Below are 24,319 nucleotides of genomic sequence, written 5' to 3' on the forward strand. Positions count from 1 at the left end.
CATCAACGCTCAATCACGTGGGTGAACGACGCAACAACGCGGTCGAGCCCTGTTACCGGGGTCGCAAGCGACCACTTGGCAAGTTTAGAAGGTGAAAGGCCACATGTTGAACACGCTGATCGTTGGTGCCAGCGGCTATGCCGGAGCGGAGCTCACGGCGTACCTGAATCGCCACCCACATATGAACATAACCGCTTTAGCGGTTTCAGCGCAAAGTGCAGATGCAGGAAAATTGCTTTCCGACCTGCATCCTCAGTTGAAAGGCATCGTTGATTTACCGCTGCAGCCGCTGACGGACGTGGCGCAAGCGGCGCAGGGCATCGACGTGGTGTTCCTCGCCACCGCCCATGAAGTCAGCCATGACATTGCGCCGGCGTTTCTGGACGCCGGCTGTGTGGTGTTTGATCTATCCGGCGCCTTCCGGGTGCAGGATGCGGCGTTTTATCAGCAGTATTACGGGTTTGAGCATCAGCATGCCGGCTGGCTGGAGCAGGTGGTGTACGGGCTGGCCGAGTGGCAGAGCGAAAAAATCAAAACGGCGCAGCTGATCGCGGTGCCGGGCTGCTACCCGACCGCCGCTCAGCTGGCGCTAAAACCGCTGATCGACGGCCAGTTGCTGAACCTGACGCAGTGGCCGGTGATTAACGCCACCAGCGGCGTCAGCGGCGCCGGACGCAAGGCCAGCGTCACCACCAGCTTTTGCGAAGTGAGCCTGCAGCCGTATGGCATTTTCACCCACCGGCATCAGCCGGAAATCGCCGCGCATCTCGGCGCACCGGTGATCTTCACCCCGCATTTGGGCAACTTCCCGCGCGGCATTCTGGAAACCATCACCTGTCGGCTGCAGCCCGGCGTGAGCGCTGAGGATATCGCCGCCGCCTATCATGCCGCCTATGACGACAAGCCGCTGGTGCGGCTGTACGAACAGGGCGTGCCAGCGCTGAAGGCGGTGGTGGGGCTGCCGTTCTGCGATATCGGCTTTGCCGTGCAGGGTGAGCACCTGATCGTCGTAGCGGTGGAAGATAACCTGTTAAAAGGCGCGGCCGCTCAGGCGGTGCAGTGCCTGAATATTCGCTTTGGGTTCCCTGAAACCCAATCATTACTTTAAGTCCGCGTGAGTAAATAACGATGAATCCGTTAATTATCAAGTTAGGTGGCGTGTTATTAGACAGTGAAGAAGCGCTGGAGCGTCTGTTTACCGCGCTGGACAGCTATCGCGCCCAGTATCAGCGTCCGCTGGTGATCGTGCACGGCGGCGGCTGCGTGGTGGATGAGCTGATGAAGCAGCTGTCTTTGCCGGTGGTGAAGAAAAACGGCCTGCGGGTCACGCCCGCTGAACAGATCGACATTATTACCGGCGCGCTGGCGGGCACGGCCAATAAAACCCTGCTGGCCTGGGCGGTTAAGCACCAAATCAACGCGGTCGGCCTGAGCCTGGCGGACGGCAACAGCGTTGCGGTTACGCAGCTCGATCCGGAGCTGGGCCACGTGGGCAACGCGCAGCCGGGGTCGCCGGCACTGCTGCAAACCCTGCTGGGCGCGGGTTATCTGCCGGTTGTCAGCTCCATCGGCATTACCGCCGGCGGCGAGCTGATGAATGTCAATGCCGACCAGGCCGCGACGGCGCTGGCCGCCACGCTGGGCGCCGACCTGATCCTGCTGTCGGACGTCAGCGGCATTCTGGACGGCAAGGGCCAGCGCATTGCCGAAATGACGGCGCAAAAAGCGGAGCAGCTTATCGAACAGGGCATCATCACCGATGGTATGGTGGTGAAGGTTAACGCGGCGTTGGACGCTGCCCGCACCCTTGGCCGCCCGGTCGATATCGCCAGCTGGCGCAATGCGGAAAAATTACCGGCGCTGTTCAACGGTGAATCAATCGGCACCCGGATTCTTGCTTAACTTCAGATTTGAAATAGGAATAAGACAATGCAAAACCAAAATATCAAAAAAATCGTGCTGGCTTACTCCGGCGGCCTGGATACTTCTGCCATCATTCCGTGGCTGAAAGAGAACTACGGCGGCTGTGAAGTGGTGGCGTTTGTGGCGGATATCGGCCAGGATCGCAGCGATCTGGAAGGGGTGGAGAAAAAGGCGCTGCAGTCCGGCGCCTCCGAGTGTCACGTGGTCGACCTGCGTGAAGAGTTCATCCGTGATTATGTCTATCCGGTGCTGCAGACCGGCGCATTGTATGAAGGCACCTACCTGCTCGGCACCTCCATGGCGCGTCCGATTATCGCCAAGGCGCAGGTTGAGCTGGCGCTGAAGGTTGGCGCCGACGCGCTGTGCCACGGCGCAACCGGTAAAGGCAACGATCAGGTGCGTTTCGAAACCACCTACACGGCGCTGGCGCCGCAGCTGAAAGTGGTGGCGCCTTGGCGTGAGTGGAACCTGCGTTCCCGTGAAGCGCTGCTGGACTACCTGAAAGAGCGTAATATTCCGACTACCGCGTCGCTGGAAAAAATCTACAGCCGTGATGAAAACGCCTGGCATATTTCCACCGAAGGCGGCGTGCTGGAAAGCCCGTGGAATGCGCCTAACAAAGATTGCTGGGTATGGACCGTCGATCCGCTGGAAGCGCCGGATCGGCCGGAGCAGGTCACCATCCGCGTAGAAAAAGGCCGGGTGGTGGCGGTGAACGGTGAAACACTGACGCCGTACCAGTGCCTGGAAAAACTGAACGAACTGGGCGCCAAGCACGGCGTGGGGCGGATCGATATCGTCGAGAACCGTCTGGTCGGCATCAAATCCCGCGGCTGCTATGAAACACCGGGAGGCACCATCATGGTTGCGGCGCTGCGCGGCGTCGAGCAGCTGGTGCTGGATCGCGACAGCTTCAAATGGCGCGAGCAGTTAGGGCTGGAAATGTCCTACGTGGTTTATGACGGCCGCTGGTTCGCACCGCTGCGTCGTTCGATCCAGGCTTCTGCCGAAGCGCTGGCGGAAGAGGTGAACGGTGAAGTGGTGCTGCAGCTGTATAAAGGCCAGGTGACGGCGGTTCAGAAAAAATCGGCCAACAGCCTGTATTCAGAAGAGTTCGCCACCTTTGGCGAAGACGAAGTTTACGACCACAGCCATGCCGGCGGCTTTATCCGCCTGTTCTCTCTGTCTTCACGTATCCGTGCGTTGAACGAACAGAAGTAAGGTCAGCGGTTGTGAGTTTGTCGGGGCGCAGCAGCATGCTGCGCCCCTGATGTTCTGAGCGAATGCATAAAAAAATTCAGGAGCAGATTATGGCACTTTGGGGCGGGCGGTTCAGTCAGGCGGCGGATCAGCGGTTCAAACACTTAAACGACTCACTGCGTTTCGATTACCGTCTGGCGGAGCAGGATATTGTCGGCTCTGTCGCCTGGTCGAAAGCGCTGGCGACCGTCAATGTACTGACGGCGCAGGAGCAGCAGCAGCTGGAACAGGCGTTGAACGCCTTGTTGACGGAAGTTCAGGCCGATCCGCTGGCGATCGTGCAGAGCGATGCGGAAGATATCCACAGTTGGGTGGAGCAAAAGCTGATTGAGAAAGTCGGCGATCTGGGTAAAAAGCTGCACACCGGGCGGAGCCGTAACGATCAGGTGGCGACCGATCTGAAGCTATGGTGCAAACAGCAGGTCGGCGATCTGCTGACGGCGATCGTCCAGCTGCAGCAGGCGCTGGTGGAAACTGCCGAAGCCAACCAGGATGCGGTGATGCCGGGGTATACCCACCTGCAGCGCGCACAGCCGGTGACATTCGCTCACTGGTGCCTGGCGTATGTAGAAATGCTGGCCCGTGACGAGAGCCGCCTGCAGGATACGCTGAAACGGCTGGATGTCAGCCCGCTTGGCTGCGGCGCACTGGCGGGGACCGCCTATCCTATCGATCGCGAACAGCTGGCCGGCTGGCTGGGTTTTGCTTCCGCCACCCGCAACAGCCTGGACAGCGTTTCCGACCGTGACCACGTGCTGGAACTGCTGTCCAACGCTTCAATCAGCATGGTGCACCTGTCGCGCTTTGCCGAAGACCTGATCTTCTTTAACAGCGGCGAAGCGGACTTTATTGAGCTTTCCGACCGTGTGACGTCCGGTTCGTCGCTGATGCCGCAGAAGAAAAACCCGGACGCGCTGGAGCTGATCCGCGGTAAATGCGGCCGTGTGCAGGGCGCATTGACCGGCATGATGATGACGTTAAAAGGCCTGCCGTTGGCGTATAACAAAGACATGCAGGAAGACAAAGAAGGGCTGTTCGACGCGCTCGACACCTGGATGGACTGCCTGCAGATGGCGGCGCTGGTGCTGGACGGTATTCAGGTGAAACGTCCGCGCTGTCAGGAAGCGGCGGAGCAGGGCTATGCCAATGCCACCGAACTGGCGGATTACCTGGTTGCCAAAGGCGTGCCTTTCCGTGAGGCGCACCATATCGTCGGTGAGGCGGTGGTCGAGGCCATTCGTCAGGGCAAGGCGCTGGAAGCGTTGCCGCTGGCCGATTTGCAGCAGTTCAGCAGCGTGATTGGCGATGACGTCTATCCGGTGCTGTCGCTGCAGTCCTGCCTTGATAAACGCGCGGCGAAAGGCGGCGTATCGCCGCAGCAGGTCGCCAGCGCCATTGCCGCCGCCAAGCAACGGCTGGCATAACGCTCAGGGCCAGTGAACAACGTAAAGGCGCGGCATGATGCTGCGCCTTTTGCGTTTTTCAGCCGGCGAGCCGGGCGCACAGGTAGCGATTCAGGCTGACGCAAATGCGTCCAGGCCCCGCAGAATAAAAAAGGCGGGCCACTTTACCGGCCCGCCCAATGTTTACCTGGGTTTGTTATTAATCGTTAATCAGACTGACAGGAATTTTTCCAGATCGTCGCTGCCGCCGATATGACGGCCGCCGATAAATACCTGCGGCACGGTGGCGCGGCCGCTGACGGCGCGCAGGCTGACGGTGGTCGCGTCCTGGCCCAGAACGATCTCTTCATACTGCATGCCGCGCTCTTGCAGCATCTGTTTGGCTTTGGCGCAGAACGGACAGCCCGGCTTGGTGAACACGGTGATGGACTCCTGCACTTTGAACTCCGGCGCCAGGTATTTCAGCATGGTGTCGGCGTCAGACACTTCAAACGGGTCGCCCGGTTTGTTGGGTTCCACGAACATTTTTTCGACCACGCCGTTGCGCACCAGCATGGAGTAGCGCCATGAACGCGGGCCGAAGCCGAGCTCGGCTTTCTCAACCAGCATATTCATGCCTTTGGTGAATTCGCCGTTGCCGTCCGGCACGAAGGTAATATTTTCGGCGTGCTGGTCCGCCTTCCAGGCGTTCATCACGAAGGTGTCGTTGACGGAAACGCACAGGATGCTGTCGACACCGTGCTGCTTAAACACGCTGAACAGCTCGTTATAGCGTGGCAGATGGCTGGAAGAGCAGGTCGGGGTAAAGGCGCCCGGCAGGGAAAACACGACCACGGTCTTGTCTTTAAACAGATCGCTGGTGGTGACGTCGACCCATTGGTCGCCTTGGCGGGTGTGGAACGTAACCTGAGGGACTTTTTTGCCTTCTTGGCTGGTAAACATAGAGTAACCCCTTCATAAGATAAAATAATTTTTCTTTGCTGACGTAATGTCGCTTCGTTGATGAACATTATTCACGTCGGGGCTTGATAGTTCTAATCACTCATTGCTATCTTATCTATCGCCACGGTCTATCGTGGCATGGAGGGAAACAATGAATATTCGTGATTTAGAGTACCTGGTCGCCTTGGCCGAGCACCGCCACTTCCGGCGCGCTGCCGATTCATGCCATGTCAGCCAGCCCACGCTTAGCGGCCAGATCCGCAAACTGGAAGATGAACTGGGCGTGATGCTGCTGGAACGCACCAGCCGCAAAGTGCTGTTTACTCAGGCGGGTTTGCTGCTGGTGGAACAGGCGCGAACCGTACTGCGTGAAGTCAAGGTGTTAAAGGAAATGGCCAGCCAGCAGGGGGAAACCATGTCCGGGCCGCTGCATATCGGTCTGATCCCGACGGTGGGGCCTTACCTGCTGCCGCAGATTATCCCGACGCTGCATAAGTCCTTCCCGAAGCTGGAAATGTATCTGCACGAAGCACAAACTCAGCAGTTGTTGGCCCAGCTCGACAGCGGCAAGCTGGACTGCGCGATTCTGGCGTTGGTCAAAGAGACCGAGGCCTTTATTGAAGTGCCGCTGTTTGACGAACCGATGAAGCTGGCGGTCTATTCCGATCATCCGTGGGCGCAGCGTGATCGCGTCGCGATGCCGGATCTGTCAGGGGAAAAGTTGCTGATGCTGGAAGACGGCCACTGCCTGCGCGATCAGGCGATGGGCTTCTGCTTCCAGGCCGGTGCGGATGAGGATACCCATTTCCGCGCCACCAGTCTGGAGACGTTGCGCAATATGGTGGCCGCCGGCAGCGGGATTACGCTGCTGCCTTCACTGGCGGTGCCGCCGGAACGCGAGCGTGACGGCGTGTGCTATCTGGATTGCTATAAACCGGAGCCGAAACGCACCATTGCGCTGGTGTATCGCCCCGGCTCCCCGCTGCGCAGTCGTTATGAACAGCTGGCCGAGGCGATTCGCGAGCATATGCAAGGTTACATCGGCTCGACGTTAAAACAGGCGGTTTAAGCCGTTGAGCGCCGCCACCCGGTAGGCTTCGGCCATGGTCGGATAGTTGAAGGTAGTATTAACGAAATACTCGATGCTATTACCTCCATTTTTCTGTTCCATGATCGCCTGACCGATGTGAATGATCTCGGCGGCGCGCTCGCCAAAGCAGTGGATCCCCAGGATCTCCAGCGTATCGCGGTGGAACAGGATCTTCAGGCTGCCGACGTTCATGCCGGCAATCTGCGCCCGCGCCAGGTGTTTGAACTGGGCGCGGCCCACTTCATACGGCACTTTCATCGCCGTCAGTTCCTGCTCGGTTTTGCCGACGGAGCTGATTTCCGGAATGGTGTAAATCCCGGTCGGGATATCGTCGACCAGATGCCCGCCCACTTCACCGCTGGAGATCGCCTGCGCGGCGATGCGCCCCTGATCGTAAGCGGCAGAAGCCAGGCTCGGATAGCCGATGACGTCGCCCACGGCATAGATATGCGGCACCGCGGTTTGGTACATGCTGTTGACTTTCAGCAGCCCGCGGCTGTCTGAATCCAGGCCGACATTCTCCAGCCCCAGCGAGTCGGTGTTACCGGTACGGCCGTTGGCGTACAGCAGGCAGTCCGCTTTCACTTTCTTGCCGGACTTCAGGTGTACGATAACCCCGTCATCCACCCCTTCGATTTTCTCGTACTCTTCGTTATGGCGGATCACTACGCCGTTGTTCCAGAAGTGGTAGGAGAGTGAATCCGACATTTCCTGATCGAGGAACGCCAGCAGACGATCGCGGGTGTTGATCAGATCGACCTTGACGTTCAGGCCGCGGAAGATCGAGGCGTACTCGCAGCCAATCACCCCGGCGCCATAAATAATGACGTGGCGCGGTTCGTGGTTCAGCTCAAGGATGGAATCGCTGTCGTAAATGCGCGAGTGGTTAAAGTCGACGCCGGCCGGATGATAAGGGCGTGAGCCGCAGGCGATGACGATATGCGTCGCGCTGACCGTGTCCTGCGTGCCGTCCGGGTAAGTGACGCTGACGGTATTAGCGTCGATAAAGTGGGCGTCGCCGGCAAACAGTTTGCACTGGTTGCGCTCATAGAACCCCTGGCGCATACGCGTTTGCTGATTGATAACGTTGTCGGCGTGGCGGAGGATGTCAGGGAAAGTGGCGCTGAGCGTACGGGAATTATTGTAGAGCGGGTTTTGGTTGAATTCGATAATGCGGCTGACGGCGTGGCGGAGGGCTTTCGAGGGGATGGTGCCCCAGTGGGTACAACCACCGCCGACGTTATTGAACCGCTCAATCACGGCCACACGGGCGCCTTGTTTCACCAATCCCATAGCGGCACCTTCGCCGCCAGGGCCCGAGCCAATAATAATGGCGTCAAATTGATAGTGCTGTTGCATGTAGGAGGGACCTATTCTTATACAAAATTACAACGGTATCTTAACATCATAGCGCTGCACACCCAATCACCATTAGGCTTTTTGAGGCAAAGTGCGACAGAGAGCGACTATCATCGCCGCTGGGCGCGTTTGTATAAATGCTGTTGCAATAAAATTTGCTATATTGCCACCCTTACGGCGTTAGACTGAGAGAATGGAAGTTATCTGGATATGCATATGGGCGTCAGAGCACAACAGAAAGAACGGACGCGTCGTTCCCTGATTGAGGCGGCTTTTAGCCAACTCAGCGCCGAACGCAGTTTCGCCAGCCTGAGCCTGCGGGAAGTTTCCCGCGAGGCAGGGATTGCGCCGACCTCGTTTTATCGTCATTTCCGCGATGTGGATGAGCTGGGGCTGACGATGGTCGATGAAAGCGGCCTGATGCTGCGCCAGCTGATGCGGCAGGCGCGTCAGCGCATCGCCAAGGGCGGCAGCGTGATCCGCACGTCGGTGTCCACCTTTATGGAATTTATCGGCAATAACCCTAATGCGTTTCGCCTGTTGCTGCGTGAACGTTCCGGCACCTCTGCGGCATTTCGCGCCGCGGTGGCGCGTGAAATCCAGCATTTTATTGCCGAACTGGCGGATTACCTCGAACTGGAAAACCATATGCCGCGCAGCTTTACCGAAGCGCAGGCCGAGGCGATGGTGACCATCGTGTTCAGCGCCGGCGCCGAAGCGCTGGATATTGATATTGAGCAGCGCTGCCAGCTGGAAGAGCGGCTGGTGCTGCAACTACGCATGATCTCTAAAGGCGCTTACTACTGGTATCGCCGCGAGCAAGAAAAAACGTCTGTGTCCCACGTATAAAAAAGAAGGTGAAAAGTAATGGAAAAACCAGGCCGTGAGAATGGCACCTTACTGCTGGCATTGGTTGCCGGCCTTTCTGTTAATGGTTCTTTTGCCGCACTGTTTAGTTCGGTCGTGCCGTTTTCGGTCTTCCCGCTGATTGCTTTGGTGCTGGCGGTGTACTGCCTGCATCAGCGTTATCTTAACCATGCGATGCCGGACGGTATGCCAAAGCTGGCGGCGGGCTGCTTTTTACTGGGGCTGCTGCTGTATAGCGCCATTGTGCGCGCGGAATATCCGCAGATCGGCTCCAACTTCCTGCCGTCGATTCTGTGCGTAGCGCTGGTGTTGTGGCTGGGCGTGAAGTTGAAGGCGCGCAAAGCGCTTAACGTTGAGAACGGCCCGCAGTCATAAGCGTGGCTGATGTCGGGCGCCGCTGAGCGCCCGACAATATAACGATCAGGCGCGTTTTTCCAACAGTACGCCGCACTCCATGTGGTGGGTATACGGGAACTGATCGAACAGCGCCAGACGTGTAACCTGATGCGTTTCCTGTAGGGTCGCCAGATTGGCGCACAGCGTTTCCGGATTGCAGGAAATATACAGAATGCGCGGGTAGGCCTGCACCATCTTCACCGTCTCGTCATCCAGCCCGCTGCGCGGCGGATCGACGAAAATCGTCTCGCAGTTATAGTCACTTAATTCAATGCCCTGCAGACGGTTGAAGCTGCGCACGCCGTTCATTGCCTGAGTAAACTCTTCCGCCGACATCCGAATGATCTGCACGTTATCGATCTGATTGGCGGCGATATTGTATTGCGCCGCCGCAACCGAAGGCTTGGCGATCTCGGTGGCCAGTACGCGCTCGAAGTTGCGCGCCAGCGCCAGCGAGAAATTGCCGTTCCCGCAGTACAGCTCCAGCAGATCGCCTTTGGCGCCGGCGGTCACGTCCAGCGCCCACTCCAGCATTTGCACATTCATCGCCGCGTTGGGCTGGGTAAAGCTGTTTTCCACCTGGCGGTAGATCATGTCGCGGCCGGCGACCGGCAGCACTTCATCGACATAATCCTGATCCAGCATCATCTTCATTTTTGACGCACGGCCGATCAGGTGCAGGTCGAAGCCTTGCGCGCGCAGCGCGTCACGCAGTTGCTCCGCATGCTGCCGCCACTCTTCGTCCAGTTTGCGGTGATACAGCAGTGAGGCGATGATTTTGCCGCTTTGGGTGGAGAGATAATCAATCTGGAACAGCTTACGCCGCAGGATGGGTTCCGGTTTGATGGCGGCGATCAGCGCTTGCATCAGGCGGTTAATCAGCTCGCTGGCGGCCGGGAAACGATCGATGCGGATGCGCTGCTTGGTCTGCTGATCGAACATGATGTGGTACATCTCGTCTTCATCATGCCAGATGCGAAACTCGGCGCGCATGCGGTAGTGCTGGACTGGCGAGCGGTACACTTCCGGTTTGGGCGCCCCGAACGGCGACATCATGGTTTTCAGGCGGCTGGTTTTTTCCGCCAGCTGCTCGTCGTAGCGTTCAATCGGCAAATTCTCGGGGGTCATGGTCTTCTCGTCAGTCAAATTGGATCAGCGGGGATTGTAGGGAATTGGGCTGTGAAGTCCAGTTTTGTCCGCTGTCATGTTGTTGCCCAGATTGGCAGTCTAGACATCCATTTACATTGATCGTAGCATTGCCGTCCGGCCTCAAGCAGCGAGTTAAAAGGGAATCCGGTGAGAATCCGGAGCTGGCGCGCAGCGGTATGGGGAAGTCACGGCGATAGCGTATTCACGCAGACACTGTCCATCTGCAGGACGGGAAGTCATCGCCCGGTGTCGGCGGTTTTCTGCCACCGGCAAATCCCAAGCCCGAAGACCTGCCGGTATTACGTCGCAACTACCCTGAACGGCGCGAATCTCGGTCAGGGATCTGCGGCATCCGCCAATTAAGTTTGGATGCTTTTCTCATGATAACGATAAAAAATACGCTGCTGGCGGTGGCTTCCTCCGTCACGGCTTTTTCCGTCTGGGCGCAAGACAACGCGGCAATCAATAACAACGGCGAGAATCTGGTGGTGTCGGCCAACCGCTTCCCGCAACCTGTTTCTTCCGTATTGGCGCCGACCTCGGTGGTCACCCGCAATGATATCGATCGCTGGCAGGCCAAAAGCCTGACCGACGTGATGCGTCGTCTGCCGGGGGTAGATATCGCGCAGAACGGCGGTATGGGGCAGAACAGTTCACTGTTTATCCGCGGCACCAACTCCAGCCATGTACTGCTGCTGATCGACGGTATTCGCCTGAACCAGGCCGGCGTCAGCGGTTCTTCCGATCTGAGCCAAATTCCTCTCTCGTTGGTGCAGAAGGTGGAATATATTCGTGGCCCGCGTTCGGCGGTGTACGGTTCCGACGCTATCGGCGGCGTGGTCAACATTATCACCACCCGCGAAAAGAACGGCACCACGCTGTCTGCCGGCGTTGGCAGCAACGGCTATCAGGCCTATGACGCTGCGACTCAGCAGCCACTGGGGGAGAATACCGTCGCCACCCTGGCCGGCAACTATACCTATACCAAAGGGTATGACGTTGTCGCCTACGGCAGTACCGGCCTGCAAAGCCAACAGGACCGCGATGGCTTTATGAGCAAGTCGCTGTATGGCTCGGTTCAGCACCAGTTTAACGAACGGCTCAGCGGCTTCTTCCGTGGCTATGGTTATGACAACCGCACGGCGTATGACGGCTATTATTCCCCCGGCGCGGCGCTGGTGGACACGCGTAAATTGTACAGCCAGACCTGGGACAGCGGTGTGCGCTATCAGCAGGGTATTTACGCCACCCAACTGGTAGGCAGTTACAGCCACAGCAAAGATTACAACTACGATCCGCGTCTTGGGCAATATGCAAGTTCAGCGCGGCTGGATGATGTTGAGCAATACAATCTGCAGTGGGGAAATACATGGCAGGTGGGGCAGGGTACGCTGAGCGCCGGCGCTGACTGGCAGAATCAAAAAATCAAACCGAACACCGCCTCGGTGACGGAAGAAAAAAGCCAGCGTAATACCGGACTGTACCTGACCGGCCAGCAGCTGCTTGGCCCGGTAACGCTGGAAGCGGCGGTACGCGGCGACGACAACAGCGAGTTTGGCTGGCATGGTACCTGGCAGACCAGTGCAGCGTGGGAGTTTGTGGAAGGCTACCGGTTTATCGCCTCTTACGGCACCGCATTTAAAGCGCCGAATATGGGGCAGCTGTACAGCGACTTTTATGGCAACGGCTCCCTGAAGCCGGAAGAGAGTAAACAGTGGGAAGGCGGCTTTGAAGGGGTGAGCGGGCCGGTGAGCTGGCATGTATCTGCTTACCGTAATGACGTTGATAACCTGATTGACAGCGATCCGGTGACTTACCGTTATTACAACATCGGCAAGGCGAGAATTAAGGGCGTTGAGGCTACCGCATCGTTTGATACCGGTCCGTTAACCCATCAGTTGGGTTACGACTATGTGGATGCGCGCAATGCCAAAACCAATGAGTTGCTGCCGCGTCGTGCCAAACAGCAGGTAAAGTATGAGCTGGACTGGCAGATATACGATTTGGACTGGGCGGTGACCTATCATTACCTGGGACAACGTTACGATAAAGACTACAGCGGTTACCCGGCGCGCAGCGTGAAGCTCGGCGGCGTCAGCCTGTGGGATCTCGCGGTGTCGTATCCGGTCACATCACATCTGACAGTTCGTGGTAGAATTGCCAACCTGTTTGATAAAGATTATGAGACGGCATATGGCTACGCTACTCCAGGGAGAGAGTACTACCTCACCGGAAGCTATACCTTCTAATTCCACCGCTGCGCCGCGCCCGACGGTGCTGGTATTTGATTCCGGCGTCGGCGGGTTGTCGGTGTATCAGGAGGTTCGGCAGCTGTTGCCGGATCTCCACTATATATACGCTTTCGATAATGTGGCCTTTCCTTATGGTGAGAAGTCCGAGGAATTTATCGTTGAACGCGTGCTGGAGATTGTCGGCGCAATACAGCAGCGACACCCTCTGGCTATTGTGATTATTGCCTGTAACACCGCCAGTACCGTTTCCTTACCCGCTTTACGTGAACGCTTCGAGTTTCCGGTGGTGGGCGTTGTTCCCGCTATCAAGCCCGCCGCCCGTTTGACGGTTAATGGCAGCGTCGGGCTGCTGGCAACGCGCGGCACCGTGCAGCGCGCCTATACCCGTGAATTGATCGCCCGCTTTGCCACCGACTGCCAAATTGAGTTGCTGGGCTCGTCCGAGTTGGTAGAGCTGGCGGAGGCGAAACTGCATGGCGAAGAGGTGCCGCTGCCGGCGCTGAAGAAAATTCTGCAGCCTTGGCTGAGCATGCGCGAACCGCCGGACACGGTGGTGTTGGGTTGCACCCACTTCCCGCTATTAGCGGACGAACTGATGCAGGTGCTGCCGGAAGGGACGCGGCTGGTGGATTCCGGTGCGGCGATTGCCCGTCGTACCGCCTGGTTGATCTCAACGCAGGAAAATTTGGTATCGACGCAGGATGACAATCTTGCCTACTGTCTGGCGCTAAATGAAGATACTGATGCTTTATTGCCCGTTTTACAGGGTTACGGCCTCAAATCGCTGAAAAAACTGCCGCTTTAACGCCATTTTGATTAAATGTTCAACGGTTGAAAAGTTTTTTGAAATTAGGGGTTGCGGCGTTCTGAGAACTCCCTATAATGCGCCTCCACTGACCGGGAACAACGACTGACAAGCCGCCGGGTCAGCGAGAAGAAAGCGAAATAAACGCTTGACTCTCCGGGCGAAAAGCGTAGTATACGCAGCCCGCGCCGATGAGAATTATCTCCGGCGATGCTCTTTAACAATTTATCAGACAATCTGTGTGGGCACTCACAAGACGATATCCAGCATCTTCGGATGCAAAAAAATATCAAGTCTTGAAGAGTGACTAACTGAAGTAAAATTCATGCAGTAAATCTTTGAGCAACAGCTATTAACTTAGCGAATCAAGCTTTTAATTGAAGAGTTTGATCATGGCTCAGATTGAACGCTGGCGGCAGGCCTAACACATGCAAGTCGAGCGGCAGCGGAAAGTAGCTTGCTACTTTGCCGGCGAGCGGCGGACGGGTGAGTAATGTCTGGGAAACTGCCCGATGGAGGGGGATAACCACTGGAAACGGTGGCTAATACCGCATAACGTCTTCGGACCAAAGTGGGGGACCTTCGGGCCTCACACCATCGGATGTGCCCAGATGGGATTAGCTAGTAGGTGGGGTAATGGCTCACCTAGGCGACGATCCCTAGCTGGTCTGAGAGGATGACCAGCCACACTGGAACTGAGACACGGTCCAGACTCCTACGGGAGGCAGCAGTGGGGAATATTGCACAATGGGCGCAAGCCTGATGCAGCCATGCCGCGTGTGTGAAGAAGGCCTTCGGGTTGTAAAGCACTTTCAGCGAGGAGGAAGGGTAGTGTCTTAATACGGCATTACATTGACGTTACTCGCAGAAGAAGCACCGGCTAACTCCGTGCCAGCAGCCGCGGTAATACGGAGGGTGCAAGCGTTAATCGGAATTACTGGGCGTAAAGCGCACGCAGGCGGTTTGTTAAGTCAGATGTGAAATCCCCGAGCTTAACTTGGGAACTGCATTTGAAACTGGCAGACTAGAGTCTCGTAGAGGGGGGTAGAATTCCAGGTGTAGCGGTGAAATGCGTAGAGATCTGGAGGAATACCGGTGGCGAAGGCGGCCCCCTGGACGAAGACTGACGCTCAGGTGCGAAAGCGTGGGGAGCAAACAGGATTAGATACCCTGGTAGTCCACGCCGTAAACGATGTCGATTTGGAGGCTGTGCCCTTGAGGCGTGGCTTCCGGAGCTAACGCGTTAAATCGACCGCCTGGGGAGTACGGCCGCAAGGTTAAAACTCAAATGAATTGACGGGGGCCCGCACAAGCGGTGGAGCATGTGGTTTAATTCGATGCAACGCGAAGAACCTTACCTACTCTTGACATCCAGAGAACTTAGCAGAGATGCTTTGGTGCCTTCGGGAACTCTGAGACAGGTGCTGCATGGCTGTCGTCAGCTCGTGTTGTGAAATGTTGGGTTAAGTCCCGCAACGAGCGCAACCCTTATCCTTTGTTGCCAGCGGTTCGGCCGGGAACTCAAAGGAGACTGCCAGTGATAAACTGGAGGAAGGTGGGGATGACGTCAAGTCATCATGGCCCTTACGAGTAGGGCTACACACGTGCTACAATGGCGTATACAAAGAGAAGCGAACCTGCGAAGGCAAGCGGACCTCATAAAGTACGTCGTAGTCCGGATTGGAGTCTGCAACTCGACTCCATGAAGTCGGAATCGCTAGTAATCGTAGATCAGAATGCTACGGTGAATACGTTCCCGGGCCTTGTACACACCGCCCGTCACACCATGGGAGTGGGTTGCAAAAGAAGTAGGTAGCTTAACCTTCGGGAGGGCGCTTACCACTTTGTGATTCATGACTGGGGTGAAGTCGTAACAAGGTAACCGTAGGGGAACCTGCGGTTGGATCACCTCCTTACCTAAAGATATCCTGACTGTGCAGTGTCCACACAGATTGTCTGATGAAAAAGTAACGAGCAGAAATACCTTTATAGGCTTGTAGCTCAGGTGGTTAGAGCGCACCCCTGATAAGGGTGAGGTCGGTGGTTCAAGTCCACTCAGGCCTACCACTTCTCTCCTATGCTGCGTTATGGCGCCGCTCGCATATTTCAATATGCGTCGCGACACCACGCCTTGCCTAGAAGAGAAGTAGTAAACCGAAGGTCTCTGTCAGTGACTGTATGGGGCTATAGCTCAGCTGGGAGAGCGCCTGCCTTGCACGCAGGAGGTCAGCGGTTCGATCCCGCTTAGCTCCACCATATAAGTCCGAAAAACACTACTTCAGAGTATATTGGCAACAGTATGCTGCGAAGTATTTTGCTCTTTAACAATCTGGAACAAGCTGAAAATTGAAACATGGCAGCTGAAACTTGTCCCCCGTAGAAGTTCGGGATGAGGAGTAACCTGTCATAGAGTCTCTCAAATGTAGCAATGCGACGATGTCGAAAGACACCTTCGGGTTGTGAGGTTAAGTGACTAAGCGTACACGGTGGATGCCTAGGCAGTCAGAGGCGATGAAGGGCGTGCTAATCTGCGAAAAGCGTCGGTAAGGTGATATGAACCGTTACAACCGACGATACCCGAATGGGGAAACCCAGTGTGTTTCGACACACTATCGTTAAGTGAATACATAGCTTAACGAGGCGAACCGGGGGAACTGAAACATCTAAGTACCCCGAGGAAAAGAAATCAACCGAGATTCCCCCAGTAGCGGCGAGCGAACGGGGAAGAGCCCAGAACCTGAATCGGCTTGTGTGTCAGTGGAAGCGTCTGGAAAGTCGCACAGTAAAGGGTGATAGTCCCGTACACGAAGATGCACAGGTCGTGAGTTCGATGAGTAGGGCGGGACACGTGTTATCCTGTCTGAATATGGGGGGACCATCCTCCAAGGCTAAATACTCCTGACTGACCGATAGTGAACCAGTACCGTGAGGGAAAGGCGAAAAGAACCCCGGCGAGGGGAGTGAAATAGAACCTGAAACCGTGTACGTACAAGCAGTGGGAGCACCTTCGTGGTGTGACTGCGTACCTTTTGTATAATGGGTCAGCGACTTATATTTTGTAGCAAGGTTAACCGAATAGGGGAGCCGTAGGGAAACCGAGTCTTAACTGGGCGTCTAGTTGCAAGGTATAGACCCGAAACCCGGTGATCTAGCCATGGGCAGGTTGAAGGTTGGGTAACACTAACTGGAGGACCGAACCGACTAATGTTGAAAAATTAGCGGATGACTTGTGGCTGGGGGTGAAAGGCCAATCAAACCGGGAGATAGCTGGTTCTCCCCGAAAGCTATTTAGGTAGCGCCTCGTGAACTCATCTTCGGGGGTAGAGCACTGTTTCGGCTAGGGGGCCATCCCGGCTTACCAAACCGATGCAAACTCCGAATACCGAAGAATGTTATCACGGGAGACACACGGCGGGTGCTAACGTCCGTCGTGAAGAGGGAAACAACCCAGACCGCCAGCTAAGGTCCCAAAGTCATGGTTAAGTGGGAAACGATGTGGGAAGGCACAGACAGCCAGGATGTTGGCTTAGAAGCAGCCATCATTTAAAGAAAGCGTAATAGCTCACTGGTCGAGTCGGCCTGCGCGGAAGATGTAACGGGGCTAAACCATGCACCGAAGCTGCGGCAGCGACGCTTATGCGTTGTTGGGTAGGGGAGCGTTCTGTAAGCCGTTGAAGGTGTGCTGCGAGGCATGCTGGAGGTATCAGAAGTGCGAATGCTGACATAAGTAACGATAATGCGGGTGAAAAACCCGCACGCCGGAAGACCAAGGGTTCCTGTCCAACGTTAATCGGGGCAGGGTGAGTCGACCCCTAAGGCGAGGCTGAAAAGCGTAGTCGATGGGAAACAGGTTAATATTCCTGTACTTGGTGTTACTGCGAAGGGGGGACGGAGAAGGCTAGGCTAGCCGAGCGACGGTTGTCTCGGTTTAAGCGTGTAGGGGGAGTGACCTGGTAAATCCGGTTACTTGTTAACCCTGAGGCGTGATGACGATGCACTACGGTGCAGAAGTAGTTGATGCCAAGCTTCCAGGAAAAGCCTCTAAGCTCCAGGTAACACGAAATCGTACCCCAAACCGACACAGGTGGTCAGGTAGAGAATACCCAGGCGCTTGAGAGAACTCGGGTGAAGGAACTAGGCAAAATGGTGCCGTAACTTCGGGAGAAGGCACGCTGGCGCGTAGGTGAAGTCCCTCGCGGATGGAGCTGAAGCCAGTCGCAGATACCAGCTGGCTGCAACTGTTTAATAAAAACACAGCACTGTGCAAACACGAAAGTGGACGTATACGGTGTGACGCCTGCCCGGTGCCGGAAGGTTAATTGATGGGGTTATGGGTAACCAGAAGCTCTTGATCGAAGCCCCGGTAAACGGCGGCCGTAACTATAACGGTCCTAAGGTAGCGAAATTCCTTGTCGGGTAAGTTCCGACCTGCACGAATGGCGTAATGATGGCCAGGCTGTCTCCACCCGAGACTCAGTGAAATTGAACTCGCTGTGAAGATGCAGTGTACCCGCGGCAAGACGGAAAGACCCCGTGAACCTTTACTATAGCTTGACACTGAACATTGAGCCTTGATGTGTAGGATAGGTGGGAGGCTTTGAAGTGTGGACGCCAGTCTGCATGGAGCCAACCTTGAAATACCACCCTTTAATGTTTGATGTTCTAACTCGGCCCCCTAATCGGGGGTGAGGACAGTGTCTGGTGGGTAGTTTGACTGGGGCGGTCTCCTCCCAAAGAGTAACGGAGGAGCACGAAGGTTAGCTAATCACGGTCGGACATCGTGAGGTTAGTGCAAAGGCATAAGCTAGCTTGACTGCGAGAGTGACGGCTCGAGCAGGTGCGAAAGCAGGTCTTAGTGATCCGGTGGTTCTGAATGGAAGGGCCATCGCTCAACGGATAAAAGGTACTCCGGGGATAACAGGCTGATACCGCCCAAGAGTTCATATCGACGGCGGTGTTTGGCACCTCGATGTCGGCTCATCACATCCTGGGGCTGAAGTAGGTCCCAAGGGTATGGCTGTTCGCCATTTAAAGTGGTACGCGAGCTGGGTTTAGAACGTCGTGAGACAGTTCGGTCCCTATCTGCCGTGGGCGTTGGAAGATTGAGAGGGGTTGCTCCTAGTACGAGAGGACCGGAGTGAACGCACCACTGGTGTTCGGGTTGTCATGCCAATGGCATTGCCCGGTAGCTAAGTGCGGAAAAGATAAGCGCTGAAAGCATCTAAGCGCGAAACTTGCCTCAAGATGAGTCTTCCCTGGGCCTTTAAGGCCCCTGAAGGAACGTTTAAGACTAAGACGTTGATAGGCTGGGTGTGTAAGTGCAGCGATGCATTGAGCTAACCAGTACTAATGAACCGTGAGGCTTAACCTTACAACACCGAAGGTGTTTTAGAGACGGATGACAAAATCGTCGGGAACGATTTTGAACAACGCGGAGCGTTGGCCCCGAAGGGGTGAGTATCAGGATGATACGAATAATTTTCAGCGAAGTTCCGAGATTGGATTGACTGGCGGCGTGAATGCGCTGCGGGTTGATTGAAACAGAATTTGCCTGGCGGCAATAGCGCGGTGGTCCCACCTGACCCCATGCCGAACTCAGAAGTGAAACGCCGTAGCGCCGATGGTAGTGTGGGGTCTCCCCATGCGAGAGTAGGACACTGCCAGGCATCAAATAAACGTTATCAGAGTGACGCCTGATAATTGCAAGGTTCAGAAGAAGCCTTGCTGCTTTGAAAAAAGCAACGTAACAGAATCGGTGGAGCGGTAGTTCAGTTGGTTAGAATACCTGCCTGTCACGCAGGGGGTCGCGGGTTCGAGCCCCGTCCGTTCCGCCACTTATTTAGATTATGCCTGCTGACAAGCGGGCATAATGGTAAGCACGATTTAGGGGCGTAGCTCAGTTGGTAGAGCACCGGTCTCCAAAACCGGGTGTCGCGAGTTCGAGTCTCTCCGCCCCTGCCATATAAAAAACCCTTTGCGCAAGCGAAGGGTTTTTTGCTTTTTACTCCCGCCATTTTTCCTTCACGTTAAATATTTCTGCGCTGATGATGCGTCTATAAATTGGCGAGTGGCTTTATTGCCGCTTAAAAGGCCATAGAGGCCTTTTTGATTGGTGCAGAGTCCACCCCTACCATTGAAAAATTAAAACGGCTGTGGCGCCTCATGCTGCGGCATTTAAAGGTATTTTTAGTAGTTGACGGATAAGCGGCTGCTGATCGCTATTTTGCAGCCAAACGGCATATAGCGGGCGCGTAATACTTGGCGCTTCTGCGTTGGCGATCAGGTTCGGATACTCCTTTTCCCATTGGCTTGGCAAAAAGGCGCAGCCGCCGGTGGTTTCCAGCAACTGGCGCGTCAGATGCGCAGATGTGGTAGTCAGAACCGGTACGGTCTCCGCGTCCAACATTCGGCTTTCCTGCTGATGGAAATCCGCACCCCATTCCAGTTTGATATAGGGCATTGGCACCTGTCGATCGCGTAGCGATGAGGAAAAGAGTCGTAACGAAAAGTTGCCCAGTAGCTGGCTGGTTAATTCATCCATTTTGGGCGGCTCGGTGGTAATCAGTAAATCGAGCTGTCTTTCGTGCAGCTGTTTTACCAGCGAATGCCGTAATGCGATGCGTGCTTCCAGCTGTAATGTCTCACGCTGTTGGTAAAGCGACTGCAGCCACGGAGTTAGATAGGCTTCCCATAATGATGCGCTAGCGCCGATCGACAGTTCGCTATGCTGAGGCGATCGTACCACCTCTTTTTTAGCCAGCTGCCAGGTGTTCATCAGGCTTTCTGCGTAGGGCAGCAGACGTTCTCCGGCCGGCGTCAGACGAATATTATTGCGGTGGCGGGTGAATAAATTCGCACCTAATTGATTTTCCAGCTGACGAATACGAAAGCTGACTGCCGACTGCGTTAAATACAGAGATTCTGCGGCTCGGCCAAAGTGACGCGTTCTACTGACCTCCAAAAAGGTTTTCAGTAATTCGGTATCCACGCCTTTCTCCAAAATTTTTTTGTCGTTAAGATTTAAATGTTTTGTTTTACACGCTGTCAAGCCTATCTAATACTCCGCGCCATAAACAGCACGGCCATAAGAGAATTAGGAGCGTGTCAGATGGCGGATAGTTTCACCACGACTAATCGTTTTTTTGATAATAAACACTACCCTCGCGGGTTCTCCCGTCACGGCGATTTCACCATTAAAGAAGCGCAATTGCTAGAGCGTTTCGGCTATGCGTTCAATGAGTTGGATGCAGGGAAACGCCAGCCAGCCACTGAAGAAGAACAGCTGTTCGTCGCAGTGTGCCGCGGTGAACGCGAGCCGGTTACCGAGCAGGAAAAAGTATGGACCAAGTATCTGGCACGCACGCGTCGCCCGAAAAAATTCCATACCCTGTCCGGCGGTAAGCCACAGGCTGACGCGGTGGAAGATTACACCGACAGCGATGATTAAAAAGAATGGGGCTTTGGCCCCATTTTTTATTCCAGGCTGCGATGTAGCTGGATCAGCAGGCGCTCCATCCTCCGGTAGCCTAACGCTTCGCTGAGATGGTGACGGGCGATATGTTTCTCTCCTGCTAAATCGGCCAGCGTACGTGCGACCTTCAGAATGCGGTGCCAGGCACGTACGGATAGCCCCAGTTTAAGCAACGTCGTTTCCAGATAGTGCGCGTCTGCATCACTCAGTGAGCAATCGCGATCCACCTCGGGCTTATCGAGAATGGCGTTAATCTTGCCGGCACGCTGTAATTGCCGCTCCCGCGCCGCCATGACCCGCTGGCGCACCTGCTGGCTGCTTTCCCCTATCTGTTGTTGTTTACTCAGCGTGCCGGGTGGCAGTAAGGGGACTTCGATCGATAAGTCGAACCGGTCGAGAAACGGCCCGGAAAGCCGCCCCAGGTAACGCAGTATCTGCTGCGGCGGGGTCCGGTTATGCATGCCCTGATAGTGGCCTGTCGGGCTGGGATTCATGGCGGCTATCAACTGAATCCGCGCCGGGAAGCAGACTTTGGCGCTGGCGCGTGAGATCACGATCTCCCCGGACTCCAGCGGTTCGCGCAGGGCGTCCAGCGTGCGTCGTTCAAACTCTGGCAGCTCGTCAAGGAACAGCACGCCGTTGTGCGCCATGGATATTTCCCCCGGGCGCGGCAGAGAACCGCCGCCGACCAGCGCAGCCATGGATGCGCTGTGATGCGGTGCCCTGAATGGCCGCTGGCGCCACGGCAGCTTGCCGGCAGACTGATGCTGCAGACTGGCCACCGCAACGCTCTCCAGCGCTTCCTGGTCGGTTAACGGCGGTAATAACCCCGGTAGGCGGCTTGCCAGCATGGTTTTGCCGGTGCCCGGCGGGCCGAGCAGCAGCAGGTTATGCCCGCCGGCGGCGGCGATCTCCAGCGCCCGCTTGGCCTGTTCCTGGCCGATAATATCCTGCAGGTCGCCCTGGCAGGCGTTGAACAGAGCGGCAGGAGGCTGGGCAAGCGCCAGCTCGCCCTGGCCCTGCAGAAAGGCGCAGACGGCCAGCAGGTGTGCCGCAACGCGTGTTCCCTCATCCGGCAGCAGACCAACTTCGCCCTCGTTTTCTTCGGGCAATATAAGCCCTCTGCCGTCTTGCTGCGCTGCAACCGCCGCAGGAATGGCGCCGCTGACGGCGCGCAGTGCGCCAGACAGCGCCAACTCGCCGAGAAATTCGTGTTTTGCCAACCGATCGGTTGGGATCTGTTCTGAAGCGGCAAGGATCGCCAGGGCGATTGGCAGATCGTAGCGCCCGCCTTCCTTGGGCAAGTCCGCCGGCGCCAGATTGACGGTAATGCGTTTTGCAGGAAAGGTAAAACCGTTGTTGAGCAACGCGCTGCGTACCCGATCTCTTGCTTCCTTGACCGTGGTTTCCGGCAGGCCGACCAACGTTAATCCGGGCAATCCGTTGCTGATATGAACTTCAACCGTCACCGACGGTGCCTGAACGCCCAGCGTAGCCCGAGTGAAAATAACCGCCAATGACATAGAGCCTCCTTACTCAGGTGGGCAGCATGCGCTTCCCTGGCCGCGAATGCAGGGCATGATTGGCGAAATTGCGTCGTTAATTCAGATTAATGTTAATTATTTCATTGAGATACATATTTTCTGCGAGTTGTGCGGCAATACTGGCTAACAATTCCATGAATGATGCAACAAATTAGCAGGCTAACCAAGTTGCAACCAGAGAGTTAATGGGTGTATTTAACAATTGATTAAAATAAAAAACACTTAATCAACACAATCCCCGACCGTCACCCGCTCCGCGGCGACTGCCGTTGAATCCCATTCACTTTGTACTCTATGGTAGGAATAACGTTATGTTTGGTTGGACGTCGTTGCAACGCAATGCAGCCATCGCCAGCTTTGCCAGCTGGACGCTAGATGCTTTTGATTTCTTTGTTCTGGTTTTTCTGCTCAGCGATATTGCCGAGGCTTTCCACGTCGGTATGGAGGAGGTCACGCTGGCGATTCTGCTGACGCTGGCCGTACGGCCGATCGGTGCGCTGCTGTTTGGCCGAGCGGCGGAAAAGTATGGACGCAAGCCAATCCTGATGCTGAACATTGTGTTCTTCTCCGTGTTTGAGCTGCTGTCTGCCGCCGCGCCTTCGCTGACCATCTTCCTGCTGCTGCGCGTGCTGTACGGCGTTGCCATGGGCGGCATCTGGGGCGTCGCCTCCTCGCTGGCGATGGAAAGCATTCCTGACCGTTCACGCGGCCTGATGTCCGGTATTTTCCAGGCGGGTTACCCGTTCGGTTATTTGCTGGCGGCGGTGGTGTACGGCACGCTGTTCGAGCTGTTGGGCTGGCGTGGTATGTTTGTGATCGGCGCGGCGCCGATCTTGCTGCTGCCGTTTATTTACTATTGCGTGCAGGAGTCGCCGGTGTGGCTGGCAGCGCGTCAGCGCAAAGAAAGCACCGCGCTGCTGCCGGTGCTGAAGCAGCATTGGAAACTGTGTATTTATCTGGTCGCGCTGATGGCGGCGTTTAATTTCTTCTCTCACGGCACGCAGGATCTGTATCCGGCGTTCTTGAAAGTTCAGCACGGTTTCGATCCAAAAACCGTCAGTATCATCGCGATTACCTACAATATCGCCTCAATTATCGGCGGCGTATTTTTCGGCGTGCTGTCGGAAAAGATCGGCCGTAAAAAAGCCATTGTCATCGCCGCATTGTTGGCATTGCCGGTGATCCCGCTGTGGGCGTTTGCCAGCGGTTCGCTGATGTTAGGCATCGGTGCGTTTCTGATGCAGTTTATGGTGCAGGGCGCCTGGGGCGTGGTGCCGACTTACCTGAATGAGCTGGTGCCTGCCAACACGCGTGCGGTACTGCCGGGGTTTGTTTATCAACTGGGTAATTTGATTGCCTCGGTGAATGCGACGCTGCAGGCGAGCATCGCGGAAAGCCATGGCCATAACTACGGTTTAGCGATGGCGATCATCGCCGGTACGGTGGCCATCGTGATTACTCTGCTGGTGATGTTTGGTAAAGACACGCGCGGCAAAGCGCTGTCCGGCGCGGCCAAATCGCCGGCTGTACATGTTAACGTTTGAAAATACAGCACTTTGTTCGAGGTATGACCAGATTGCGTAGAATAATAACGCAAAAAAAGTATTGTCATATCGAGTATGACTATGGTAACTCTGTAGACATTAGTTCGAAACGAGCACAGTGAACATACCTATTATGAAAGCGTTTGCCCAAGTGATTAGCCTAGTCGTGATTAGCGTGGTGGTGATTATTATCCCACCGTGCGGGGCTGCACTTGGACGAAGAATGGCTTAAAAAACAAGCCGGAATCGCAAGAGAACCCCCGCACCGTCAGGTCCGGGGGTTTTTTATTGGCAAGAGAAAAGTGAAGTGAGGG

At 55.8% G+C, this 24,319-nt stretch carries 17 protein-coding genes, 4 tRNA genes, 3 rRNA genes and 1 riboswitch; of the genes, 19 read left to right on the forward strand and 5 right to left on the reverse strand.

All coding sequences use genetic code 11. The annotated features are described in order from the left end of the window. Nucleotides 1-103 precede the first annotated feature (103 nt). From argC to argH, 4 genes are all read left to right on the forward strand, one after another. Entirely contained in the window at nucleotides 104-1,108 is a 1,005-nt protein-coding gene (gene argC, locus FO014_RS10670; RefSeq protein WP_160029497.1) for an N-acetyl-gamma-glutamyl-phosphate reductase, read from the forward strand. A gap of 20 nt (nucleotides 1,109-1,128) precedes the next feature. Then, the gene (gene argB, locus FO014_RS10675; protein WP_105233039.1) at nucleotides 1,129-1,902 is read left to right on the forward strand and encodes an acetylglutamate kinase; all 774 of its coding nucleotides are present in this window, start codon (nucleotides 1,129-1,131) and stop codon (nucleotides 1,900-1,902) included. Nucleotides 1,903-1,929: 27 nt separating this feature from the next. Next, complete coding sequence (locus FO014_RS10680) at nucleotides 1,930-3,144, forward strand: argininosuccinate synthase (protein WP_105233038.1); 1,215 nt, start codon at nucleotides 1,930-1,932, stop codon at nucleotides 3,142-3,144. Between the two features lie 89 nt (nucleotides 3,145-3,233). Continuing rightward, nucleotides 3,234-4,607 carry an argininosuccinate lyase gene (gene argH, locus FO014_RS10685; protein WP_105233037.1) on the forward strand — a complete coding sequence of 458 codons (1,374 nt, stop codon included), beginning with the start codon at nucleotides 3,234-3,236 and terminating at the stop codon, nucleotides 4,605-4,607. Nucleotides 4,608-4,796: 189 nt separating this feature from the next. On the opposite strand, the gene FO014_RS10690 is transcribed toward argH, so the two are convergent. Then, nucleotides 4,797-5,528: a glutathione peroxidase gene (locus FO014_RS10690; protein WP_105233036.1), complete on the reverse strand. Its 732-nt coding sequence runs from the start codon at nucleotides 5,526-5,528 to the stop codon at nucleotides 4,797-4,799. Nucleotides 5,529-5,679: 151 nt separating this feature from the next. Between FO014_RS10690 and oxyR the strand changes: the two genes are divergently transcribed. Further along, nucleotides 5,680-6,597, forward strand: coding sequence for a DNA-binding transcriptional regulator OxyR (oxyR, locus tag FO014_RS10695; protein WP_160029499.1), 918 nt, complete (start codon nucleotides 5,680-5,682; stop codon nucleotides 6,595-6,597). On the opposite strand, the gene sthA is transcribed toward oxyR, so the two are convergent. Then, nucleotides 6,580-7,977 carry a Si-specific NAD(P)(+) transhydrogenase gene (sthA, locus tag FO014_RS10700; RefSeq protein ID WP_160029501.1) on the reverse strand — a complete coding sequence of 466 codons (1,398 nt, stop codon included), beginning with the start codon at nucleotides 7,975-7,977 and terminating at the stop codon, nucleotides 6,580-6,582. The genes oxyR and sthA overlap by 18 nt on opposite strands. A gap of 216 nt (nucleotides 7,978-8,193) precedes the next feature. Here sthA and fabR point away from each other — a divergent pair, with 216 nt between their 5' ends. Together fabR and FO014_RS10710 are read left to right on the forward strand one after the other, a co-directional pair. Beyond that, a complete protein-coding gene (fabR, locus tag FO014_RS10705) occupies nucleotides 8,194-8,826 on the forward strand; it encodes an HTH-type transcriptional repressor FabR (protein ID WP_015962297.1) in 633 nt (210 codons plus the stop codon). Nucleotides 8,827-8,844: 18 nt separating this feature from the next. Beyond that, on the forward strand, nucleotides 8,845-9,219 hold the full coding sequence (locus tag FO014_RS10710) for a YijD family membrane protein (protein WP_105233033.1): 375 nt from the start codon (nucleotides 8,845-8,847) through the stop codon (nucleotides 9,217-9,219). A 45-nt stretch (nucleotides 9,220-9,264) separates the two neighbouring features. Here the strand turns inward: FO014_RS10710 and trmA are convergent, their stop codons facing one another. Beyond that, nucleotides 9,265-10,368 (reverse strand): tRNA (uridine(54)-C5)-methyltransferase TrmA, encoded by a 1,104-nt coding sequence (gene trmA / locus FO014_RS10715; RefSeq protein ID WP_160029503.1) that lies wholly within the window; start codon nucleotides 10,366-10,368, stop codon nucleotides 9,265-9,267. A 119-nt stretch (nucleotides 10,369-10,487) separates the two neighbouring features. Next, nucleotides 10,488-10,701, forward strand: a riboswitch (cobalamin riboswitch). A 68-nt stretch (nucleotides 10,702-10,769) separates the two neighbouring features. Here trmA and btuB point away from each other — a divergent pair. From btuB to FO014_RS10760, 9 genes are all read left to right on the forward strand, one after another. Next, nucleotides 10,770-12,638 carry a TonB-dependent vitamin B12 receptor BtuB gene (btuB, locus tag FO014_RS10720; RefSeq protein WP_160029505.1) on the forward strand — a complete coding sequence of 623 codons (1,869 nt, stop codon included), beginning with the start codon at nucleotides 10,770-10,772 and terminating at the stop codon, nucleotides 12,636-12,638. Continuing rightward, entirely contained in the window at nucleotides 12,583-13,446 is an 864-nt protein-coding gene (gene murI / locus FO014_RS10725) for a glutamate racemase (RefSeq protein ID WP_160029507.1), read from the forward strand. Before btuB ends, murI begins: the two co-directional genes overlap by 56 nt. 374 nt (nucleotides 13,447-13,820) lie before the next feature. Next, nucleotides 13,821-15,362, forward strand: a 16S ribosomal RNA gene (locus FO014_RS10730). A gap of 74 nt (nucleotides 15,363-15,436) precedes the next feature. Then, nucleotides 15,437-15,513, forward strand: a tRNA-Ile gene (locus FO014_RS10735). A 113-nt stretch (nucleotides 15,514-15,626) separates the two neighbouring features. Then, nucleotides 15,627-15,702 (forward strand) — tRNA-Ala (locus FO014_RS10740). Nucleotides 15,703-15,909: 207 nt separating this feature from the next. Further along, nucleotides 15,910-18,817, forward strand: a 23S ribosomal RNA gene (locus FO014_RS10745). A 179-nt stretch (nucleotides 18,818-18,996) separates the two neighbouring features. Further along, nucleotides 18,997-19,112: ribosomal RNA gene (gene rrf / locus FO014_RS10750) — 5S ribosomal RNA — on the forward strand. Together the 16S, 23S and 5S rRNA genes with 4 tRNA genes alongside form the textbook arrangement of a ribosomal RNA operon. Before the next feature lie 91 nt (nucleotides 19,113-19,203). Continuing rightward, nucleotides 19,204-19,280: transfer RNA gene (locus tag FO014_RS10755), tRNA-Asp, on the forward strand. A 51-nt stretch (nucleotides 19,281-19,331) separates the two neighbouring features. Next, nucleotides 19,332-19,407, forward strand: a tRNA-Trp gene (locus FO014_RS10760). Nucleotides 19,408-19,606: 199 nt separating this feature from the next. Here the strand turns inward: FO014_RS10760 and hdfR are convergent. Next, nucleotides 19,607-20,434 (reverse strand): HTH-type transcriptional regulator HdfR, encoded by an 828-nt coding sequence (gene hdfR, locus FO014_RS10765; protein WP_160029509.1) that lies wholly within the window; start codon nucleotides 20,432-20,434, stop codon nucleotides 19,607-19,609. 120 nt (nucleotides 20,435-20,554) lie between these two features. On the opposite strand from hdfR, the gene FO014_RS10770 reads away from it, so the two are divergent. Beyond that, nucleotides 20,555-20,893, forward strand: coding sequence for a MaoP family protein (locus tag FO014_RS10770; protein ID WP_105233028.1), 339 nt, complete (start codon nucleotides 20,555-20,557; stop codon nucleotides 20,891-20,893). 26 nt (nucleotides 20,894-20,919) lie between these two features. Here FO014_RS10770 and FO014_RS10775 read toward each other — a convergent pair whose 3' ends face one another. After that, nucleotides 20,920-22,440 carry a YifB family Mg chelatase-like AAA ATPase gene (locus FO014_RS10775; protein WP_160029511.1) on the reverse strand — a complete coding sequence of 507 codons (1,521 nt, stop codon included), beginning with the start codon at nucleotides 22,438-22,440 and terminating at the stop codon, nucleotides 20,920-20,922. 332 nt (nucleotides 22,441-22,772) lie between these two features. On the opposite strand from FO014_RS10775, the gene FO014_RS10780 reads away from it, so the two are divergent. Together FO014_RS10780 and ilvL are read left to right on the forward strand one after the other, a co-directional pair. Next, the gene (locus tag FO014_RS10780) at nucleotides 22,773-24,005 is read left to right on the forward strand and encodes an MFS transporter (protein WP_160029513.1); all 1,233 of its coding nucleotides are present in this window, start codon (nucleotides 22,773-22,775) and stop codon (nucleotides 24,003-24,005) included. Between the two features lie 133 nt (nucleotides 24,006-24,138). Continuing rightward, nucleotides 24,139-24,237: an ilv operon leader peptide gene (ilvL, locus tag FO014_RS10785; protein ID WP_015962288.1), complete on the forward strand. Its 99-nt coding sequence runs from the start codon at nucleotides 24,139-24,141 to the stop codon at nucleotides 24,235-24,237. Nucleotides 24,238-24,319: the final 82 nt, after the last annotated feature.

Origin of the sequence: Serratia rhizosphaerae, assembly GCF_009817885.1 — a bacterium.
Lineage (GTDB): Bacteria > Pseudomonadota > Gammaproteobacteria > Enterobacterales > Enterobacteriaceae > Serratia_B > Serratia_B rhizosphaerae.

Bases quoted from the DNA above. Each gene is read 5' to 3' on its own strand.
- FO014_RS10680 (WP_105233038.1), top strand. From the start codon at position 1,930: ATGCAAAACCAAAATATCAAAAAAATCGTGCTGGCTTACTCCGGCGGC.
- FO014_RS10775 (WP_160029511.1), bottom strand. From the start codon at position 22,440: ATGTCATTGGCGGTTATTTTCACTCGGGCTACGCTGGGCGTTCAGGCA.
- FO014_RS10690 (WP_105233036.1), bottom strand. From the start codon at position 5,528: ATGTTTACCAGCCAAGAAGGCAAAAAAGTCCCTCAGGTTACGTTCCAC.
- fabR (WP_015962297.1), top strand. From the start codon at position 8,194: ATGGGCGTCAGAGCACAACAGAAAGAACGGACGCGTCGTTCCCTGATT.
- argH (WP_105233037.1), top strand. From the start codon at position 3,234: ATGGCACTTTGGGGCGGGCGGTTCAGTCAGGCGGCGGATCAGCGGTTC.
- argC (WP_160029497.1), top strand. From the start codon at position 104: ATGTTGAACACGCTGATCGTTGGTGCCAGCGGCTATGCCGGAGCGGAG.
- ilvL (WP_015962288.1), top strand. From the start codon at position 24,139: ATGAAAGCGTTTGCCCAAGTGATTAGCCTAGTCGTGATTAGCGTGGTG.
- FO014_RS10780 (WP_160029513.1), top strand. From the start codon at position 22,773: ATGTTTGGTTGGACGTCGTTGCAACGCAATGCAGCCATCGCCAGCTTT.
- FO014_RS10770 (WP_105233028.1), top strand. From the start codon at position 20,555: ATGGCGGATAGTTTCACCACGACTAATCGTTTTTTTGATAATAAACAC.
- argB (WP_105233039.1), top strand. From the start codon at position 1,129: ATGAATCCGTTAATTATCAAGTTAGGTGGCGTGTTATTAGACAGTGAA.
- murI (WP_160029507.1), top strand. From the start codon at position 12,583: ATGGCTACGCTACTCCAGGGAGAGAGTACTACCTCACCGGAAGCTATA.
- btuB (WP_160029505.1), top strand. From the start codon at position 10,770: ATGATAACGATAAAAAATACGCTGCTGGCGGTGGCTTCCTCCGTCACG.
- sthA (WP_160029501.1), bottom strand. From the start codon at position 7,977: ATGCAACAGCACTATCAATTTGACGCCATTATTATTGGCTCGGGCCCT.
- FO014_RS10710 (WP_105233033.1), top strand. From the start codon at position 8,845: ATGGAAAAACCAGGCCGTGAGAATGGCACCTTACTGCTGGCATTGGTT.
- oxyR (WP_160029499.1), top strand. From the start codon at position 5,680: ATGAATATTCGTGATTTAGAGTACCTGGTCGCCTTGGCCGAGCACCGC.
- trmA (WP_160029503.1), bottom strand. From the start codon at position 10,368: ATGACCCCCGAGAATTTGCCGATTGAACGCTACGACGAGCAGCTGGCG.